Origin of the sequence: Bacillus sp. NPDC094106 (assembly GCF_044764345.1) — a bacterium.
Taxonomy (GTDB): domain Bacteria; phylum Bacillota; class Bacilli; order Bacillales; family Bacillaceae_G; genus Bacillus_A.
This window is the reverse complement of sequence record NZ_JBIWHY010000018.1, coordinates 50,533-68,992: the sequence shown is the minus strand read 5'-3', so window position 1 is coordinate 68,992 and position 18,460 is coordinate 50,533. Positions and strand designations below refer to the sequence as shown.

Genomic DNA, 18,460 nt, shown 5'->3' with positions numbered 1-18,460 from the left:
AGAGTGGTAGGAAAATAGAGGGGGAAAATCATGACAAAGCTGCAACGTATTCAAAAAGTATTAGTAGCTAACCGTGGAGAAATTGCAATTCGTGTATTCCGAGCTTGTTCAGAACTTGGGTTAAGCACAGTTGCAATTTATTCAAAAGAGGATAGCGGTTCTTACCATCGTTATAAAGCAGATGAATCTTATTTAGTGGGAGAAGGAAAAAAACCGATCGATGCCTATCTTGATATTGAAGGTATCATTGAGATTGCAAAGAGCAATCATGTAGATGCAATCCACCCTGGATATGGTTTCTTGTCAGAAAATATTCAATTTGCAAGACGTTGTGAAGAAGAAGGGATTATCTTTATTGGACCAAAGAGCAAACATTTAGATATGTTTGGAGATAAAGTAAAAGCAAGAACGCAAGCACAATTAGCAAATATTCCAGTTATCCCTGGTAGTGATGGACCTGTTAATTCACTAAAAGAAGTTGAAGAATTTGCTGAAAAGTATGATTATCCGATAATTATTAAAGCTTCCCTTGGCGGTGGCGGTCGAGGTATGCGTATTGTACGTAATAGTGATGAATTAAAGGAATCCTATACTCGTGCAAAATCAGAAGCGAAAGCGGCTTTTGGTAATGATGAAGTGTATGTTGAGAAATTTGTCGAAAAACCTAAACATATAGAAGTACAAATATTAGCGGATGAAGAAGGAAATGTTGTACATTTATATGAGCGTGATTGCTCTGTACAACGTCGTCATCAAAAAGTAGTTGAAATTGCACCTAGTGTATCGCTTGCAGACGACCTTCGTCATCGCATTTGTGAAGCGGCAGTACACTTAACGAAAAATGTGAATTATTTGAATGCTGGTACAGTAGAATTCCTTGTAAAAGGGGATGACTTTTATTTCATTGAAGTAAACCCACGTGTTCAAGTAGAACATACCATTACAGAGATGATTACAGGAATTGATATTGTTCAGTCACAAATTTTAATTGCAGATGGACATGCTTTACATAGTTCGATAGTGAGTGTGCCACAACAAGAAGACATTATTGTACACGGCTATGCGATTCAATCTCGTGTAACAACAGAAGATCCACTTAATAATTTCATGCCTGATACAGGAAAAATTATGGCGTATCGCTCCGGTGGTGGTTTTGGGGTTCGCCTTGATACAGGTAATAGTTTCCAAGGGGCAGTTATTACACCGTACTATGATTCTTTACTTGTAAAAGTGACAGCTTGGGCACTTACATTTGAACAAGCTGCTGCGAAAATGGAGCGTAATTTAAGAGAATTCCGTATTCGTGGTATTAAAACAAATATTCCATTCTTAGAGAATGTGGTAAAACATAAAAACTTCTTGTCAGGAGAATATGATACATCATTTATTGATGCATCACCTGAACTGTTCGTATTCCCAAAACGTAAAGACCGCGGTACAAAAATGTTAAGTTATATTGGTACGGTAACGGTAAATGGTTTCCCTGGGGTAGGTAAGAAAGAAAAACCAATTTTCCCAGATGCACGTATACCAAATATGCAACATTTTGAACCAATTCAAAACGGAACGAAACAAATTCTAAATGAACGCGGTGCGGATGGTTTAGTTAAATGGGTGCAAGATCAAAAACGTGTACTTTTAACGGATACAACATTCCGTGATGCACATCAATCTTTACTTGCAACACGTATTCGTACAAAAGATTTAAATCAAATCGCTGAGCCAACAGCTAGAATGTTACCCAATTTATTCTCGGCTGAGATGTGGGGCGGTGCTACATTTGATGTTGCGTATCGTTTCTTAAAAGAGGATCCGTGGGAGCGATTACTAGAACTTCGTGAAAGAATGCCGAATGTATTATTCCAAATGCTTCTTCGTTCTTCAAATGCAGTTGGTTATAAAAACTATCCAGATAATTTAATTCAAAAATTTGTGGAATGTTCAGCGCAAGCTGGAATTGATGTATTCCGTATTTTTGATAGCTTAAACTGGGTGGAAGGTATGAGAGTTGCAATTGATGCTGTAAGAGATAGCGGTAAGATTGCAGAAGCAACAATGTGTTATACAGGGGATATTCATGACCCAATGCGCAGTAAATATGACTTACATTATTATAAAAACTTAGCGAAAGAATTAGAGGCATCAGGCGCACATATTTTAGGTATTAAAGATATGGCTGGATTATTAAAACCAAATGCGGCGTACGATCTAGTTTCTGCGCTAAAAGAAACAATATCGATTCCGATTCACCTTCATACGCATGATACAAGTGGAAATGGTGTTTTAATGTACACGAAAGCAATTGAAGCAGGTGTTGATATTGTCGATGTAGCAGTAAGCTCAATGGCAGGTTTAACATCACAGCCAAGTGCGAACACGTTATACTATGCGTTAGGTGGAAATGAAAGACAACCAGATGTTGATGTGAATTCATTAGAACAACTTTCTCATTACTGGGAAGATGTTCGTAAATACTATGCACCATTTGAAAGTGGTATGAATGCTCCTCATACAGAGATATATATGCATGAAATGCCAGGTGGTCAATATAGTAATCTTCAGCAACAAGCGAAGGCGGTTGGATTAGGAGATCGCTTTGACGAAGTAAAAGTGATGTACCGCCGTGTAAATGATATGTTTGGTGATATTGTAAAAGTAACGCCATCGTCAAAAGTTGTTGGGGATATGGCATTGTTTATGGTACAAAATCACCTTACAGAACAAGATATTTTTGAGCGTGGACATTCCTTAGATTTTCCGGGTTCTGTTATTGAAATGTTCTCTGGTGATCTTGGACAACCATATGGTGGCTTCCCGAAAGAATTGCAAAAAATTATTTTAAAAGGGAAAGAACCAATAACAGTAAGACCAGGTGAATTATTAGAACCAGTAGATTTCAGCGCTTTAAAAGAAGAATTATTCCATAAACTTGGACGTGAAGTAACAATTTTTGATGTAGTTGCATATGCATTATATCCAAAAGTGTTTATGGATTATGAAAAAGTTGTTGGGCTTTATGGAAATGTGTCCGTGCTCGATACACCTACATTCTTCTATGGCATGAGCCTTGGTGAAGAAATTGATGTGGAAATTGAGCGTGGTAAAACATTGATGGTTAAATTAGTATCAATTGGAGAATCACAGCCAGATGGAACGCGTGTGCTTTACTTTGAATTTAACGGACAACCTCGTGAAATTGTTGTGAAAGATGAAAGTATTAAAGCGACTGTTGCACAGCGTGTGAAAGGAAATCGTGAGAATCCAAATCATATTAGTGCAACGATGCCAGGAACTGTTATTAAAGTTGTTGTAAATGAAGGCGATGAAGTGAAAAAAGGTGATTCCATGGCCATTACGGAAGCAATGAAAATGGAGACAACTGTTCAAGCTCCGTTCAATGGTAAAGTGAAGAAAGTATATGTAAAAGATGGCGATGCCATTCAAACAGGTGATTTATTAATGGAATTAGATCATTAATAATAAAAAAGAGCTGCTAAAAAGCGGCTCTTTTTTTATCTCGCTATTGGCGGACGATAATACTTAACAGAAGTAAAGAAGTTAGGTGAGAAATAAAGTGAAACCTTAATAAGTGGGAGGCTTCATTCCCAGCTGATTATTAGTCCTCACCAATCGGGATAAAAATAATAACTTGCCATAGTGGCAAGTTATTAAAATGATTGTTTATTTTGCGCTGAGGTTGATTGTTGTGTTTTTTTAGCATTTGCTGTACTTCTTGTGCCTAACATAACCAAATAACATAGTACAGCAAAGAGGCAAGAAATAAATAGTGAGTGTAATAATGACATTGATAGACTAGCACCTGTATATACAACTAAAATCCCCACAACTGCTTGAAGTGTAACGAGAATAAATGAAGTAATCCATCCCCAATATACAACGCGTTGTTGTTTATATTGGCGAATAGCTAGAATCATTGCATATAGTATCCAAACAAAGATTAATGTTGCAGCAAACCTATGCCCCATTTGAATCCATTCGTGTAACTGGGTAGGCCATGGTCTACTGTTACTACAAAGCGGAAAGGATGGACATGCTAAGCTTGCATGTTCATGCCGTACTAAAGCCCCTGTATAGACGACAATATAGCTGTAAATTGTTACACCATAAATATGGAACTTCATTTTTTTGTCCATAATGAGAGATCGTGCATCAAATTTCTTGTCAATTTCAAAAATAAGACACGTTAGTAAAATGACAGAAGCAAATGAAATTAGGGAAATGCCAAAGTGAATAGCTAATACAGCAGGTATTTGTCCCCAAACAACCGCAGCTGCTCCCATTAATGCTTGTGCAACTAAAAATACGAACGATAAAATAGCAAGCGTTTTTGTTTCACGCACATGCTTATAATATTTCCAGGATAAGATGCAAAGAAGTGTAACAAGAATTCCTGCTGATCCTGATGTTAAGCGGTGACTTAGTTCAATAATTGTTTCCATTGATAAATGAGACGGAATCAATTCACCATTACAGAGTGGCCATGATTTACCGCATCCTTGACCTGAGCCGGTTTTTGTAACTAAGGCTCCTCCTAGTAAAACCCCTAATAAGTCGAGGCTTGTAATGACTGCTAACCATTTAATAAAGCGTTGCAATCTCTTTCACCATCTTTCTGCTATGAAGTTATTGCGAAATATTTTCATTCCGTTACGTTTATAGAACAAAATGTGCTACAGTCCTATGATATATAAAAAATAATAAAATAGCAAAGAAATGAAGAGGGGGAATAAAATGTGTACGAAAAGAAAAAAACGGAATGGAAATTACATATTTTAGGGAGGATTGCACCTATTATGAAAAGAAATAGTGAGGAATACATGCTGAATATGACAAAATAGTTTATTATAAAAGGTAACATCATGGTATGATAGGAATGAATAGGAGAAACTTTTTATTGTTCGACACAAAAAGTTCATGTTTTCTTCACAAAATGTTCGGGAAATATGATTTAATATATTGGAGTATGAGCGTAGATTAGTAGTAGAATGAGTTAACATCATTTCTACTGTAATAATATTGCTATATAGAAGCGTACTACTTTTATAAAGTAAAGACGCAGAAGAAGGATGAAAGTTTTAAGAGGGGGTTGAAATGATGAACCATGCAACAAGTGAGCTGCATGATGAGTCAGCTGTAACAAATGTACCGGAAACAACACGTGTACAAGATTTATTAGCGCTCGTTAAGATGGGGATTGTAAACTCAAATACGCTAACTGTATTTACAGGATTTTGGTTGGCTGTACATTTTAATGGATTAAATGTTTTGGACCACTTGGATAAAATGTTCTTTACAATTGTCGGTTCTGCATTAATTATGGCAGGGTCATGTAGTTTAAATAACTATATTGATCGAGATATTGATCACTTAATGGAACGGACAAAAAACCGTCCGACAGTAACTGGAAAATATAAACCTGGGTTTGTGTTAACATTAGGTATTACATTATTACTTCTTGGATTTGTATTCTTGTTACTTACAACACCTATGGCAGCATTTATTGGTTTCATTGGTGCTTTCACATATGTTGTTTTATATTCATTATGGACAAAGCGAACATATACACTAAATACAGTAGTAGGTAGTGTATCTGGAGCAGTTCCACCTTTAATTGGTTGGGCCGCTATTGATCCTAGTTTAGATCATCCAATTGCTTGGATGTTATTTTTGATTATGTTCATTTGGCAAATCCCACATTTCCTCGCACTTGCGATGAAACGTGTTGATGAATATCGAAATGCAGGGATCCCAATGCTTCCTGTTGTTCATGGATTTGATATTACAAAGCGTCAAATCATGATTTGGACAGTATGTTTATTACCATTACCATTTTATATGAGTGGACTTGGTATAACATTTATGGTAATAGCAACATTGCTTAACATCGGATGGATCGTATTAGGATTCTATGGCTTCCGTAAGAAAGATGACATCAAATGGTCCGTACAAATGTTTGTCTACTCCCTGAATTACTTGACAATCTTATTTGTGTCAATGATTGTAGTTACATTCTTCTAAGACAACGACATGAGTGGATTTCTTTATGTTGAGATTTACTTTACTTACTATAAAGTACAATCTAATTCACAAAGAAAGTGGGGGTTGTTTGTATGAAGAAACAGTGGCGACTGCTTTCGTGCGTTTCACTGCTGGCTTTACTGTTAGGGGGATGCGGTAAAGCCTTTCAATCTACTTTAATTCCGCAAGGTGAAGTAGCAAAAATGCAATATGATTTACTCTTGTTAGCAAGTGCAATTATGATAGGTGTCGTACTTGTAGTTACTATTATTTTCTTGTATGTAATTGTGCGCTTCCGGCAAAAGAAAGGCCAGGAGGATTACATTCCAGAGCAAGTTGAAGGAAATCACAAACTAGAAATTATATGGACAGTCATTCCAATTATCCTGTTACTGATATTGGCTGTTCCTACCGTTACATACACGTTTAAACTTGCTGATGTAAGTGCGATGGAGAAAAAGAATATTGATAAAGATACAATCGTTGTTGATGTAACAGCGAATCTTTATTGGTGGGAATTTTCTTATAAATCAGAAAAAATAGTAACTTCGCAAGATTTAGTCATCCCCACAGGTAAGAAAATATACTTGAATTTGAAGGGTGCCGACATTAAACATTCGTTTTGGGTTCCATCTTTAGCTGGAAAAACGGATACGAATACAGATAATGTCAATAAAATGTGGTTAAAAGCAGATAAATCAGGCACTTACAATGGCTTTTGTGCAGAATTTTGTGGCCCATCACATTCTTTAATGCAATTTAAAGTAAAAGCTGTTGATGAAAGCGAGTACAAAACTTGGCTTGCTGATATGAAAAAACTTGATGGTAAGAAGGAAGTAGCTTCTGCAAAAGAACAAGAAGGTAAGGAAATATTCAGCAAAAGTTGTATTGGTTGTCACGCGGTTGGATCAAATGATAGTAGACCACCTTCTGCACGTATCGCACCAAACCTAGCAAACTTCGCTGATCGCGATATGGTTGCCGGGATTGCCGAAAACAATGATGAAAACGTAAAAAAATGGCTAAAGAATCCTGAGAATATGAAGCCAGGAAATAAAATGACTGGTAAGTATGGCAACTTAACGGATGACCAAATAGATGCATTAAATGCATATTTGAAAACGTTGAAAGTTGAGAAGTAAAGAGGGATTATTTGCGAAGGGGAGGTTGAAAACGTGAGTGCTGTAGCAAAAAAACAGGGGATGGGTGCTGTTATCTGGGATTATTTAACGACAGTAGACCATAAAAAGATTGCCATTCTCTATTTAATTGCAGGTGGATTGTTTTTTATCATTGGCGGAATAGAAGCATTATTTATCCGTCTTCAACTAGCGATTCCAAACAACGCTTTTCTTGTTGGGGATGCTTATAATCAAGTATTAACGATGCACGGGACAACAATGATTTTCCTCGCAGCTATGCCGCTTGTTTTTGCGCTTATGAACGCTGCTGTACCACTTCAAATTGGAGCAAGGGATGTAGCGTTTCCATTTTTAAATTCACTTGGATTTTGGTTGTTTTTCTTTGGCGGAGTATTCTTAAACTTAAGTTGGTTTTTAGGAGGAGCACCTGATGCAGGATGGACATCGTATGCATCGCTATCCCTTGCTTCTAAAGGACATGGTATTGATTTTTATGTACTAGGATTACAAATATCGGGTATTGGTACACTGATTGGTGGTATTAATTTCCTTGTTACGATTATTAATATGCGTGCACCAGGGATGACATATATGCGTATGCCGATGTTTACATGGACAACATTTGTAACTTCTTCACTTATTTTATTTGCTTTTCCACCATTAACAGTGGGATTAGCACTATTAATGTTAGATCGATTATTTGGAACAAGTTTCTTTAATCCTGCTTTAGGTGGGAATACAATCATATGGGAGCATTTATTCTGGATTTTCGGTCATCCAGAAGTATACATTCTCATACTCCCAGCTTTTGGGGTATTTTCAGAGATTTTCGCCACATTCTCTAAAAAACGATTATTTGGTTATTCATCTATGGTATTTGCAACAGTATTAATTGGATTTTTAGGCTTCATGGTGTGGGCACATCACATGTTCACAGTTGGTCTCGGTCCTGTTGCGAATGCCATTTTTTCGGTTGCAACAATGGCAATTGCAGTTCCGACGGGTATCAAAATATTTAATTGGCTTTTTACAATGTGGGGCGGGAGTATCAGGTTTACAACGCCAATGATGTGGGCTGTTGGTTTTATACCATCATTCGTAATGGGCGGTGTAACAGGGGTTATGCTCGCTTCAGCTCCAGCTGATTATCAATTCCACGATAACTATTTCGTTGTGGCGCATTTTCACTACGTAATCGTTGGTGGAGTTGTATTTGGATTACTAGCAGGAGCACATTACTATTGGCCGCTTATGTTTAATAAAGTATTAAATGAAACCTTGGGTAAAATAACATTTTGGTTGTTCTTTATCGGTTTCCATTTAACATTCTTTATTCAGCATTTCATTGGTTTAATGGGTATGCCGCGTCGTTACTATACGTATTTACCAGGACAAGGATTAGAAATGGGGAACTTAATTAGTTCGATTGGTGCTGTATTCATGGGACTTGGAACGATTGTTCTTTTATTTAATATTGTGAAAACGACATTATCTAAAGAAAAAGCAGGGCGTGATCCATGGGATGGGCGTACATTAGAATGGACACTGCCAGCACCTACACCAGAATACAATTTCAAACAATTACCATTCGTTCGTGGACTGGATCCATTTTGGATTGAGAAACGTGAAGGAAATAAAGAAATGACAGCTGCAGAACCTGTTAGTGACATCCATATGCCAAATTCTTCGTTCTCACCATTTATCATTTCACTTGGACTGTTTATAGCAGCGTTTGGTGCTATGTATATGCAAGGGGGAAAAGATAAGTTCTGGCTAGTGGTTGCGATTATTGGACTTATTATCACTTTTGGTACAATGTTCCTTCGTTCGGTAATCGATGATCATGGTTATCATATTCATAAGGAAGATTTAGATGATAAGGGGGGCACAGCGTGATGCATGTAGAGGGAAAATTAACGAATGAAACATTTCCAGCAGAGCCTGAAAAAGCAACCCTTGAGGGGAAAAATAAATTTGTTGGATTTTGGCTGTTTCTTGGGGGCGAAACTGTATTATTCGCTTCCTTATTCGGCACATATTTAGCATTAAGAAATTCTACAAACGGTGGCCCCTCGTCGCAAGAAATGTTTCAAATGCCACTTGTGTTTATTATGACAATGCTTCTATTAACAAGTAGTTTAACGAGCGTGTATGCAATGTATCATATGAAGAACTTTAATTTTAAGCAAATGCAGCTTTGGCTCATTGTAACAGTAGTACTTGGCATAGGGTTCTTAGGATTTGAAATATATGAGTTCAATCATTATGCGCATGAATTTAAACATACAATGAGAAGCAGTGCATTTGGTTCTGCGTTTTATGCACTTGTTGGGACACATGGACTACACGTATTATTTGGATTACTGTGGATCTTAACATTGATTTTTCGCAATGCAAAGCGTGGTTTGAATTTATACAACGCTCCAAAGTTTTACGTTGCATCTATTTATTGGCACTTCATCGACGTAGTCTGGGTGTTTATTTTCACTGTAGTATATTTGATGGGAATGGTGGGATAAACAATGGCGACAAAGCAAACGAATACAAGCAATTTAAAGGTAGATCTCGTTTATCGTAGGAGAAAAAGTGCAGAGGAGATGAAACATCAAGTTATCACATTCGGTTTAATGATTTTCTTAACGATTGTTGCTTTTGTAGCAGTAGCTTATCCAAAAACTTTTAGTCCAGTTTTCTCTGTACCATTTATTGTATTGTTAGCAGTTGTTCAAGTTATATTTCAGTTGTATTATTTCATGCATATGAGTCATAAAGGACATGAAGCAGCATCGTTTTTTTTATATTCTGGATTGTTAGTAGGACTGTTAACAATTTTGGCTTTTATGACGATTGTATGGATTTAAATAGGTAGGGGGCTTGGAGGTATCTTGGCCCTCTTTTTCTATTAAGGTAAGGAATTTCTCTTGAAAAGGTGGGTGTAAAAATGAGCAACTTATGGATATTTGGTTTTCAAGCGTTATGGAGCCCGATCTTTTTACTTTTTATGATTTCAATCCTTATCTGTTATTTTCTCGTTATTGGACCATATAGAATGCGGTTCGAAAATGCAGAAAAGGTAAGTAAAAAACAGATATTTTATTTTACGACAGGAATAATCTTTCTATATATTGTGAAGGGAGGACCTATTGATTTAATTGGACATATTATCTTCAGTGCACATATGCTTGAAATGGCAGTGATGTATATAGTGGTGCCACCACTATTACTGTTAGGAATACCAGTTTGGTTATATCGATATATTACATCTTTTAAGGTTATTCAAGTTATTTTAAAGCTATTTACAAAACCACTTATTGCATTGTTTGTATTCAATGGCTTATTTTCTTTTTATCATTTGCCAGTTGTGTTTGATACGGTAAAGCAAAGCCAAGTGGCACATCCTATTTTTCTTGCTGTATTGTTTTTTACATCGATAATGATGTGGTGGCCGATGTTAAATCCGTTACCAGAGTATCAATCATTAAGTGATATAAAGAAACTTGGTTACATGTTTGCCAATGGTATTTTATTAACACCAGCTTGTGCATTAATCATTTTTGCGAGTGAACCATTATTTGCGACATATACAGATCCAAGTTCTTGGATGAAAGCGATGGAACTTTGTGTACCTGCGGGAACGTTGACAGATTTAAATATAGCTGGCCCAGACTTTTTACATTGGATTCCAGTCGTACAGGATCAACAAACAGGTGGTATCATTATGAAAATTGTCCAGGAAATAGTGTATGGTACAATTATTGGCTATGTATTCTTTAAATGGGCTCGTAAAGAGCGCAGAAAAGATGAGGAACAATTACACGCTGTTCCTCCTTATTTACAAACGAAGTAATAAAAAGGTGTACGGCTATTCACTTTTAAGTTATAAATAAAACAGGCGTGTCCATATGGATACGCCTGTTTTGTTTATTCGATAACTTGAAATTCCTTCAGTTCTTTTTCGATATTTTGCAGGAGTTGTTCGCTTTTTTGGAGTACATTTGTAGGGAAGATTTCATTTTCACCATATTCAACACCATGTGGATAATAATGTTTTCCTAACAGTGGTGAAAGTAATTTGATTTGTGCATGTCTTCTGCCGATGTCTCCTTCCACTGCAAGGCCTTGTACTCGTAAATAATATACATCTTTCAATATTTCAAATTTATAGTCGTATGTAACTCGCTCATAGTCCCACTGTCCAGCAAGTACGAAATGATGATTTTGCATGATTTCAGTTAGAAGTGTAAAGTCAACTACTGTTCCGATGAGTTTTGAATTTGTAAATTGCATAGAATCCCTCCTTATAAAATTTCCTAATTGTTAATTTTATAATAGTATGAAAAATTAGAAAACGCAATTCGTATTGGGAGAAAAGAGAGAAACACGGCTTTTTTTACAAAAATATGATATAGTGAAAAGAGTACGGTACACACAAAAGAAAGAGGAAAAAATAATTTGTGTATATCTCAACTTTATGTTTGTCCAGGAGGTATATCGTTTGAAGAAATTATTGCGTATCGTAATGATTACGGTTTTTATTTTGGCCATTGACTTATACGGGAAATTACTCGTTTCGCAATATATACTGACTCCCTCTCATTCTAAGCAAGAACAAAAAGTTGTAAAGAAAAAAAAGCCGACAAATGAAGGTTTTCCAGAAACTATTTCACAACTTATGGGTGGAGATTCGGAAAATCTGTTAGCAAAATGGGGGGAACCAGCTCGAATTGAACCCTCTGCGTACGGTTACGAATGGTGGGTGTATAATCAAGATTTATCGCAATATGTCCAGTTTGGAGTTGCTGAACATAAAATTGTAACGGCTTATGTTGCTGGTGATCAAGTCGATGTAGAGCCTTTCCGCATAAATGAAAAATATGAAGATGCGTATAAAAAAAAGGCATTCTCACATGAAATTTCTTTGAAAAGAGGGCGAAATAGTTATCAATTTGAATTGTCTGATACTGAAACTATGGAACAGCCACTGGTTTCAATAGAAGAAGGAGTTTGGGCACAGCTATATTTTGATCATTTCACACATGAACTTGTTGGAATCAGGTATATGGATGATGATACATTGCTTCGTCAAAGACCATATCAGCTTGTATACTCTGGTGAATTAACGGCAGAACAACAGATGACCCCAGAAAAAATGATACAAGTAGAACATGGAAATATGCAACAAATTTTGGATTTGACAAATATTATTCGAACTCACCATCAATTACCATTATTAACATGGGATCAACAAACAGCGGATGTTGCATTTGGACATAGTAAAGACATGAAAGAGAATAATTATTTTTCACATGATTCACCAAAGTTTGGAACGTTAGGAGATCGATTACAACGAGGTCAAGTTGCTTTCCAACTTGCAGGTGAAAATATAGCGGCGCAACATACTGATGGAATTGCTGCGTTGCAAGGTTGGTTGAACAGTGAAGGACATCGCAACAACCTACTGAATGAACAATTTACTGAATTAGGTGTCGGAGTATATGATAAATTTTATACTCAAAATTTTATTCGAAAATAAGAAAAGGTGCATGAAACGTCTAAAAATAGGCGAACCATGCGCCTTTTTTTTCTTACAATATAGTAGATATTTCTGAAGAGGTGAGGATTATGACAACAACAAAAGGACCGTTACATCCTTCTGTTCAACAATTTAAAGAATTTGTAAACCATCACCCTAAAATGGTTCATGAAGTTCGAAGTGGTGAAAAAACATGGCAACAATTTTACGAGGAATGGTATTTACTTGGAGAGAAAGATGAAGTATGGAAAGTTTACAAAGCGGACAGTGAGGCAATCTCTTCGCCGGTACAAGAAAATAAAGATGAACAAACAGCTGACTTGATGGGGCAAATGCTTTCTTTTTTCAAGAAGTTAGATGTGGAACAAATGCAGCAACATTTAGCAAATGTTACGAGTGCAATTGGGAGTGTGCAGCAAGTGATTCAACAATTTCAAGGAAATCGCGCACAACCAGAGCAACGAACTTCTGAAAATAATCCATTTTTCTTTCAAAAAGATTAGGGGGAAAAGAGGATGAGGGCAGAACTTATGGAATTTATAAAAGCTAATGAAGATTTAGAACGTTATATTCGTGAACAACCATATTGGTACCGAAAATTGTCACGTAATCCAACGGAAAAAGAAGCATTTGAGTTGGCTGCATTACAACATTTCAAAAAGACAATACCAGACAAAGTCGAAAAGTTTCAAAATCAATTGGCCGTTGCTTCTATTATGATTGACATGTTTCAATATATGAAACAGCAAAATACAACGTAATAGGAAGGAAAAACTATGTCCGTCATGCGAAACTTTTGTTACAATAAAAGCGGACTATTGAAAAAAAGGAGCTACAGCATGACGGAAATTTGTTTAGTACGACATGGACAAACTGATTGGAATTTTCAAGAGATTATTCAAGGGCGTGAAGACATTCCACTTAATGACGTTGGGAAAAAGCAAGCGGGTCAAAGTGCGGCTGCTTTGCAGTTAGAAGCATGGGACGTGATGATTAGTAGTCCTTTAATTCGGGCCCAGGAAACAGCTAGGGTAATTAGCGAAGCTGTTGGAATACATTCTATCTTTCTCGATGAGCGTTTTGTTGAACGGAATTTCGGAGAGGCTTCAGGAAAACCTGTTCCTACAGTCCGAGAACGTATTGCAGAAGGAAATGTAGAGGGAATGGAATCAGATGAGGAGATTGTAAACCGGTGTTTTACAGCATTACAAGATGTTGCGCAAATGCACGCGGGTAAGCGTATTATTATTGTGGCGCATTCACATGCCATTAAAGCAATTTTACACGCAATTTCACCGGAAGAAATTACATTTAAAACCCCATTAAAAAATGCATGTATTAATTATGTAAAAGAGGAACATGGAAAATGGGACGTACTAAGATATAATATTGCGGAGCATATTTGTGTATAAGAGATGACGGATGAGTATGTTTAGATGGGACAATCAAATTAGTAGTTCCGTTCTAAATGTGTTATGATGGATACTTGGAGGTGTCTCTCATGATTGTAGCGACGCTTGAAAGCGTAATGATTTTAGATAAGGCAGAGCGGCTGGCAAAAGCGGTTATCTGTTCAGATATAGCAGAAAATTATCGTCAATGTTATAAGGTTTTACAAGAAGATTTGGAAGCACAGACATTAATTGATCAATTTACAGCAATGAAAGAGCGATATGAAGAAGTGCAACGCTTTGGTAAATATCATCCAGATTATACTGTTGTTTCGACAAAAATGCGAGAGTTAAAGCGCTCTATAGACTTGCATGAAAAGGTTGCTGCTTTTAAAAACGCGGAAAATACTTTGCAGAAATTATTAGATGAAGTCAGTGTAGCAATTGGCTCTGAAGTTTCATCTGCGATTAAAGTCCCTACGGGGAATCCATTTTTTGATGCAGGTGGCTCTGGAGGTAGTTGTGGTTGTAAAAAAACGGGGTGATGTGCCCCGTTTTTTAGAGTATGGAAGAAAGCGTATACGGAATTTGTTCTATAATGTCGCAAATTTCTGATTGCTGTTTATAAGATACAAGAATATAAGTATATAGAAGGAGAAGATTATGTTCGGGCAACGACAAAGTATGATTGTTTATTTACATTCATTAAAACATGCCAAAATTTTAAGGAAATATGGTAATATTCATTACATATCAAAACGATTGAAATATGCGGTTGTATATTGTGATATGGAACAAATAGAGCATATGATGCACAAGTTAAATAAACTTCCTTTTGTAAAAAAAATTGACCAGTCGTATCGCCCATTCCTAAAAACGGAATTTGAAAATTCACGTCCGGATCGTGCGAAAGAATACGACTATAGTTAAGTTGAATCCCCCACACCAATTTTGGTGTGGGGGATTTTAGTGAGTATAAAGTGAAACTTTTATCGATAAGAATGAAAAAATTGGTGGATGTAATATCCTTACTGCATTGGTGGAATAAAATGATTCATTCGCAAAATACCGATAAGGTGATTAAAATATAATTCCTTTTCTGGAAAAGTTGTAGATGGTTTTACGGTAAAAGAAGTAACTTTTTTTTCAATTTGTGCAGCAGTTTCTTCAAATAAAATAATCCGTTTACTTTTTTTATTTTCAAGTAGAGGGATTCCTTCACGGCATATGTATAGCGGTTGAAAATCACCAACAGTTGTTGGTTTTAGAACCACAACAAGTGAACATACATTTTTCTCGTTTTTTATAGTTTCAAATTGTAGCATATGTGTTACACGGTCTTTATTTGCTTTGGCAATTTCAAGTAATTCATACAAATCAGAGTAGCCTTCTCCGAGCTCAATAAAACGTTGAATCATATCATTTTCCTCCTCTTTCTTTTACTGTATCATTTCATTTTTTAAATGAAAAGCAGGCAAAGAAAAAAACCCTGCAAAGCAGGGCCCTTCTTATACTAGCATATACTAGTAAGAAGGCAAAGGGAGAGGAGAAACCGGAGGAAGAACTTATGGGGAAACGTAAGTCTTCTCCGCGGTTGGCAACAACATCGAAGGTGATGTTGTTATATTTATTTATGTCCAATCTAAATGAAGATATACATAATGAATTTAAAATTTATCGTAGGCTTTTTATTTTTCTTTCTTTTATTTTATGATAGGATAAAAAAGATAAAGTGAACCTTGTGTTAATAAAGAGGATTTTACTTGCGGATCGCGAGATGAATATACATATGAGATATTGGAAAATTATTACATGATGATGGTTTTTCAAAGGAATAAAGTGATTTTTCTTTTTATAGGTAATGGATTCCGTTATTCTTTAATTGAAAAATAACTGAAAGAGTATGGTTTGATAGCGGTTACTCGAACGAGTATATGTTTGTAATAATCGCTCGATAGATTGAAATAAAGGTAGTGACAACAAATGAGAGTAGTTTCTGGAAAATGTAAAGGGCATCCACTTAAAGCTGTGCCAGGTAATACAACGCGTCCAACAACAGATAAAGTAAAAGAATCTATCTTTAATATGATAGGTCCGTATTTTGAAGGAGGCCTTGCCCTCGATTTATTTGGTGGTAGCGGAGGCCTTGGGATTGAAGCGCTTAGCAGGGGGATTGACAAAGCGATTTTTGTTGATCGAGATAATAAAGCTGTGAAGGTGATTCATCAAAATTTAGAAAGTTGCAAAGTACATGATCAAGCTGAAGTGTATAGAAATGATGCAGAACGTGCTGTGAAGGCGCTGATTAAACGCGAAATATCATTTGATCTCATATTGCTTGATCCACCGTATAAAGACCAAAAAATTGTTTCGTTAATTAGTATTATGGATCAGCATGGATTATTGAACAAAGATGGCTTAATTATGGCAGAACATGAGAATGATGTAGTCTTACCTGAGATAATAGGGGGACTTGTAAAGGTAAGAGAAGAAAATTATGGTATTACAGCAATTTCGATTTATAAGTATGAAGGTGAGGGAACCGAATGACAAGTATTGCGATTTCTTCAGGAAGCTTTGATCCGATAACTCTTGGACATTTGGATATTATTAAAAGAGGAGCAAAGGTATTTGATGAAGTATATGTTGTTGTTTTAAATAATTCATCTAAGAAACCATTCTTTTCAGTAGAAGAGCGCTTAGAGCTAATTCGAGAAGCAACAAAAGATATTCCGAATGTAAAAGTTGATTCACACAGTGGATTGTTGGTTGAATATGCAAAAATGCGTAATGCTAATGCGATTTTGCGTGGTTTACGAGCAGTTTCTGACTTTGAATATGAGATGCAAATTACATCCATGAATCGAAAGTTAGATGAAAACATTGAAACCTTTTTTATTATGACAAATAATCAATATTCATTTTTAAGCTCAAGTATTGTGAAGGAAGTAGCTCGCTATGGAGGAAATGTAGCGGGGCTTGTTCCCCCTGTCGTCGAGCACGCTTTAAAAGAAAAGTTTCAAACCCCGTTAAAATGAACGGGGTTTTTCTTTATTTATTGTGCGTAAGAATAATAAAATCACATATAGATATAAACAAAACAATGTGAAAATAGGTCCATAGTGAAGGACTAATCCCCAAATTTTTTCAAGTGTAGGAGAGTGATTTGATAAGAAAACAGGAATATCTTGTTGGGTAGGTGAGAAAGAATGCGATTTTTCATAAAGTGGTTCCCAAAATATAAAGGTATAGATAGGGGCGAGAATACTTTGGATAATTCGTGCGAAAAAGTATGGCTTAAAGCGAATGTCGGTATCTGCTAATATACTCGCTACTTGTGCTTGAATTGAAAGACCACTAAAAGCCAAGATAAAACTTGTTACCATTGCTTGTTCAAGTATCGTAGTTTCAGTGATCTGACTAATCATTTGACTCCCTAGTGTCATTTCGAAAAGACCTGATAAAATGGGAATACTAAAATGGGGTGAAAGTTGGAAACAAGATAAAATATGTTGCATAATAAAAGCGAGCGCTGCTGTTAGTTGGAAGACTGTAATCATTTTATTTAGAACTGAAAATAAAACAATGAATCCGCCAATCATAAGTAAAGTTTGAATAGAGGAAATAATAGCATCGCCAAGTAGTTTTCCAATTGGTCTTTTTTCTTGTAAACGCGTCTCATGAAGAACGGAAAAAGCGTTTTGTAAGGAGCGCTTCCGGATAGAGTGTTTGTCTTTTATGTAAGTTTTGTTATTGCCGTAAAACCGCATAAGTAATCCGACAGTAAAATTGCTAATATAATGTGCAGCAGCTAAGATAAAACCTAATTTCGGATTGTTAAAAAAACCGATAGAAACAGCTCCAAAAATAAATAATGGGTTAGAAGAGTTTGTAAAAGATACAAGGCGTTCAGCCTCAATTTGCGTTAGTTGATTACTTTGGCGTAATCTAGCGCTTAGTTTGGCGCCTGCAGGGAATCCGGAAGCCATCCCCATCGCCCAAACAAATCCACCGATACCAGGAACGCGAAAGAGAGGGCGCATAAGCGGCTCTAAAATGACGCCGATAAACTTTACGACACCTATACTAATTAAAAGTTCTGCAAGGATAAAAAAAGGTAGTAGTGAAGGAAAGACAACTTCCCACCATATATTTAATCCGCGAATAGAAGCTTGTAAAGCGGCTTGGGGGTGAAGTACAAGAGAAAGTGTTAGAAATATCATAATTATGGTGAGAAAAACTGTTTTCCATTTTTCATACATGTTACCAAATCCCCCTTTGTCCCAAAAAACGCTCATTTCAGTATACGTGGATACATGGCGAGTTTAGACCATAAGTATGAAAAAGGGAGTGAA

Annotated in this window: 19 protein-coding genes; 15 read left to right on the top strand and 4 right to left on the bottom strand. The window is 36.3% G+C overall.

Going from position 1 to position 18,460, the window contains the following annotated elements:
• The first annotated feature begins 30 nt into the window (after positions 1–30).
• Positions 31–3,477 carry a pyruvate carboxylase gene (pyc, locus tag ACIQ7L_RS22335; protein ID WP_400571743.1) on the top strand — a complete coding sequence of 1,149 codons (3,447 nt, stop codon included), beginning with the start codon at positions 31–33 and terminating at the stop codon, positions 3,475–3,477.
• 191 nt (positions 3,478–3,668) lie between these two features.
• On the opposite strand, the gene ACIQ7L_RS22330 is transcribed toward pyc, so the two are convergent.
• Positions 3,669–4,616, bottom strand: coding sequence for a COX15/CtaA family protein (locus ACIQ7L_RS22330; RefSeq protein WP_400571741.1), 948 nt, complete (start codon positions 4,614–4,616; stop codon positions 3,669–3,671).
• A 499-nt stretch (positions 4,617–5,115) separates the two neighbouring features.
• Between ACIQ7L_RS22330 and cyoE the strand changes: the two genes are divergently transcribed.
• From cyoE to ctaG, 6 genes are all read left to right on the top strand, one after another.
• Complete coding sequence (cyoE, locus tag ACIQ7L_RS22325; protein ID WP_400571739.1) at positions 5,116–6,039, top strand: heme o synthase; 924 nt, start codon at positions 5,116–5,118, stop codon at positions 6,037–6,039.
• A 92-nt stretch (positions 6,040–6,131) separates the two neighbouring features.
• Positions 6,132–7,181, top strand: a complete 1,050-nt coding sequence (gene coxB / locus ACIQ7L_RS22320) for a cytochrome c oxidase subunit II (protein WP_400571738.1) — start codon at positions 6,132–6,134, stop codon at positions 7,179–7,181.
• 60 nt (positions 7,182–7,241) lie between these two features.
• Positions 7,242–9,077: a cytochrome c oxidase subunit I gene (gene ctaD / locus ACIQ7L_RS22315; RefSeq protein WP_400571817.1), complete on the top strand. Its 1,836-nt coding sequence runs from the start codon at positions 7,242–7,244 to the stop codon at positions 9,075–9,077.
• Entirely contained in the window at positions 9,077–9,700 is a 624-nt protein-coding gene (ctaE, locus tag ACIQ7L_RS22310; RefSeq protein ID WP_400571815.1) for a cytochrome c oxidase subunit III, read from the top strand. The genes ctaD and ctaE overlap by 1 nt, the downstream gene beginning before the upstream one ends.
• Positions 9,701–9,703: 3 nt before the next feature.
• On the top strand, positions 9,704–10,042 hold the full coding sequence (ctaF, locus tag ACIQ7L_RS22305; protein WP_400571736.1) for a cytochrome c oxidase subunit IVB: 339 nt from the start codon (positions 9,704–9,706) through the stop codon (positions 10,040–10,042).
• Between the two features lie 80 nt (positions 10,043–10,122).
• Positions 10,123–11,028 (top strand): cytochrome c oxidase assembly factor CtaG, encoded by a 906-nt coding sequence (gene ctaG, locus ACIQ7L_RS22300; protein WP_400571734.1) that lies wholly within the window; start codon positions 10,123–10,125, stop codon positions 11,026–11,028.
• Positions 11,029–11,102: 74 nt separating this feature from the next.
• On the opposite strand, the gene ACIQ7L_RS22295 is transcribed toward ctaG, so the two are convergent.
• Positions 11,103–11,468 (bottom strand): YugN family protein, encoded by a 366-nt coding sequence (locus ACIQ7L_RS22295; RefSeq protein ID WP_400571732.1) that lies wholly within the window; start codon positions 11,466–11,468, stop codon positions 11,103–11,105.
• A gap of 208 nt (positions 11,469–11,676) precedes the next feature.
• Here ACIQ7L_RS22295 and ACIQ7L_RS22290 point away from each other — a divergent pair, with 208 nt between their 5' ends.
• The 6 genes from ACIQ7L_RS22290 to ACIQ7L_RS22265 all read left to right on the top strand — a co-directional run bounded on the left by ACIQ7L_RS22290 (position 11,677) and on the right by ACIQ7L_RS22265 (position 15,035).
• Entirely contained in the window at positions 11,677–12,714 is a 1,038-nt protein-coding gene (locus tag ACIQ7L_RS22290) for a CAP domain-containing protein (RefSeq protein ID WP_400571730.1), read from the top strand.
• An 89-nt stretch (positions 12,715–12,803) separates the two neighbouring features.
• Positions 12,804–13,217, top strand: a complete 414-nt coding sequence (gene ylbD / locus ACIQ7L_RS22285; RefSeq protein ID WP_400571728.1) for a YlbD family protein — start codon at positions 12,804–12,806, stop codon at positions 13,215–13,217.
• A 12-nt stretch (positions 13,218–13,229) separates the two neighbouring features.
• On the top strand, positions 13,230–13,475 hold the full coding sequence (locus ACIQ7L_RS22280) for a YlbE-like family protein (RefSeq protein ID WP_400571726.1): 246 nt from the start codon (positions 13,230–13,232) through the stop codon (positions 13,473–13,475).
• A gap of 78 nt (positions 13,476–13,553) precedes the next feature.
• Entirely contained in the window at positions 13,554–14,126 is a 573-nt protein-coding gene (locus ACIQ7L_RS22275; RefSeq protein WP_400571724.1) for a histidine phosphatase family protein, read from the top strand.
• A gap of 89 nt (positions 14,127–14,215) precedes the next feature.
• The gene (locus ACIQ7L_RS22270; RefSeq protein ID WP_400571722.1) at positions 14,216–14,650 is read left to right on the top strand and encodes a YlbF/YmcA family competence regulator; all 435 of its coding nucleotides are present in this window, start codon (positions 14,216–14,218) and stop codon (positions 14,648–14,650) included.
• A 118-nt stretch (positions 14,651–14,768) separates the two neighbouring features.
• Positions 14,769–15,035 (top strand): YlbG family protein, encoded by a 267-nt coding sequence (locus ACIQ7L_RS22265; protein ID WP_097895043.1) that lies wholly within the window; start codon positions 14,769–14,771, stop codon positions 15,033–15,035.
• Between the two features lie 98 nt (positions 15,036–15,133).
• On the opposite strand, the gene ACIQ7L_RS22260 is transcribed toward ACIQ7L_RS22265, so the two are convergent.
• Entirely contained in the window at positions 15,134–15,523 is a 390-nt protein-coding gene (locus ACIQ7L_RS22260) for a DUF7147 family protein (protein ID WP_400571720.1), read from the bottom strand.
• A 565-nt stretch (positions 15,524–16,088) separates the two neighbouring features.
• Here ACIQ7L_RS22260 and rsmD point away from each other — a divergent pair.
• Together rsmD and coaD are read left to right on the top strand one after the other, a co-directional pair.
• Positions 16,089–16,655 (top strand): 16S rRNA (guanine(966)-N(2))-methyltransferase RsmD, encoded by a 567-nt coding sequence (rsmD, locus tag ACIQ7L_RS22255; RefSeq protein WP_400571718.1) that lies wholly within the window; start codon positions 16,089–16,091, stop codon positions 16,653–16,655.
• Positions 16,652–17,143, top strand: a complete 492-nt coding sequence (gene coaD, locus ACIQ7L_RS22250; protein WP_400571716.1) for a pantetheine-phosphate adenylyltransferase — start codon at positions 16,652–16,654, stop codon at positions 17,141–17,143. The genes rsmD and coaD overlap by 4 nt, the downstream gene beginning before the upstream one ends.
• Here coaD and ylbJ read toward each other — a convergent pair.
• Entirely contained in the window at positions 17,135–18,367 is a 1,233-nt protein-coding gene (gene ylbJ / locus ACIQ7L_RS22245; protein WP_400571714.1) for a sporulation integral membrane protein YlbJ, read from the bottom strand. The genes coaD and ylbJ overlap by 9 nt on opposite strands.
• Positions 18,368–18,460 lie beyond the last annotated feature (93 nt).

Coding starts and splice junctions, on each gene's coding strand:
- pyc (WP_400571743.1), top strand. CDS start 31: ATGACAAAGCTGCAACGTATTCAAAAAGTATTAGTAGCTAACCGTGGA.
- cyoE (WP_400571739.1), top strand. CDS start 5,116: ATGAACCATGCAACAAGTGAGCTGCATGATGAGTCAGCTGTAACAAAT.
- coxB (WP_400571738.1), top strand. CDS start 6,132: ATGAAGAAACAGTGGCGACTGCTTTCGTGCGTTTCACTGCTGGCTTTA.
- ctaD (WP_400571817.1), top strand. CDS start 7,242: ATGGGTGCTGTTATCTGGGATTATTTAACGACAGTAGACCATAAAAAG.
- ctaE (WP_400571815.1), top strand. CDS start 9,077: ATGCATGTAGAGGGAAAATTAACGAATGAAACATTTCCAGCAGAGCCT.
- ctaF (WP_400571736.1), top strand. CDS start 9,704: ATGGCGACAAAGCAAACGAATACAAGCAATTTAAAGGTAGATCTCGTT.
- ctaG (WP_400571734.1), top strand. CDS start 10,123: ATGAGCAACTTATGGATATTTGGTTTTCAAGCGTTATGGAGCCCGATC.
- ACIQ7L_RS22295 (WP_400571732.1), bottom strand. CDS start 11,468: ATGCAATTTACAAATTCAAAACTCATCGGAACAGTAGTTGACTTTACA.
- ylbD (WP_400571728.1), top strand. CDS start 12,804: ATGACAACAACAAAAGGACCGTTACATCCTTCTGTTCAACAATTTAAA.
- ACIQ7L_RS22280 (WP_400571726.1), top strand. CDS start 13,230: ATGAGGGCAGAACTTATGGAATTTATAAAAGCTAATGAAGATTTAGAA.
- ACIQ7L_RS22275 (WP_400571724.1), top strand. CDS start 13,554: ATGACGGAAATTTGTTTAGTACGACATGGACAAACTGATTGGAATTTT.
- ACIQ7L_RS22270 (WP_400571722.1), top strand. CDS start 14,216: ATGATTGTAGCGACGCTTGAAAGCGTAATGATTTTAGATAAGGCAGAG.
- ACIQ7L_RS22265 (WP_097895043.1), top strand. CDS start 14,769: ATGTTCGGGCAACGACAAAGTATGATTGTTTATTTACATTCATTAAAA.
- ACIQ7L_RS22260 (WP_400571720.1), bottom strand. CDS start 15,523: ATGATTCAACGTTTTATTGAGCTCGGAGAAGGCTACTCTGATTTGTAT.
- rsmD (WP_400571718.1), top strand. CDS start 16,089: ATGAGAGTAGTTTCTGGAAAATGTAAAGGGCATCCACTTAAAGCTGTG.
- coaD (WP_400571716.1), top strand. CDS start 16,652: ATGACAAGTATTGCGATTTCTTCAGGAAGCTTTGATCCGATAACTCTT.
- ylbJ (WP_400571714.1), bottom strand. CDS start 18,367: ATGTATGAAAAATGGAAAACAGTTTTTCTCACCATAATTATGATATTT.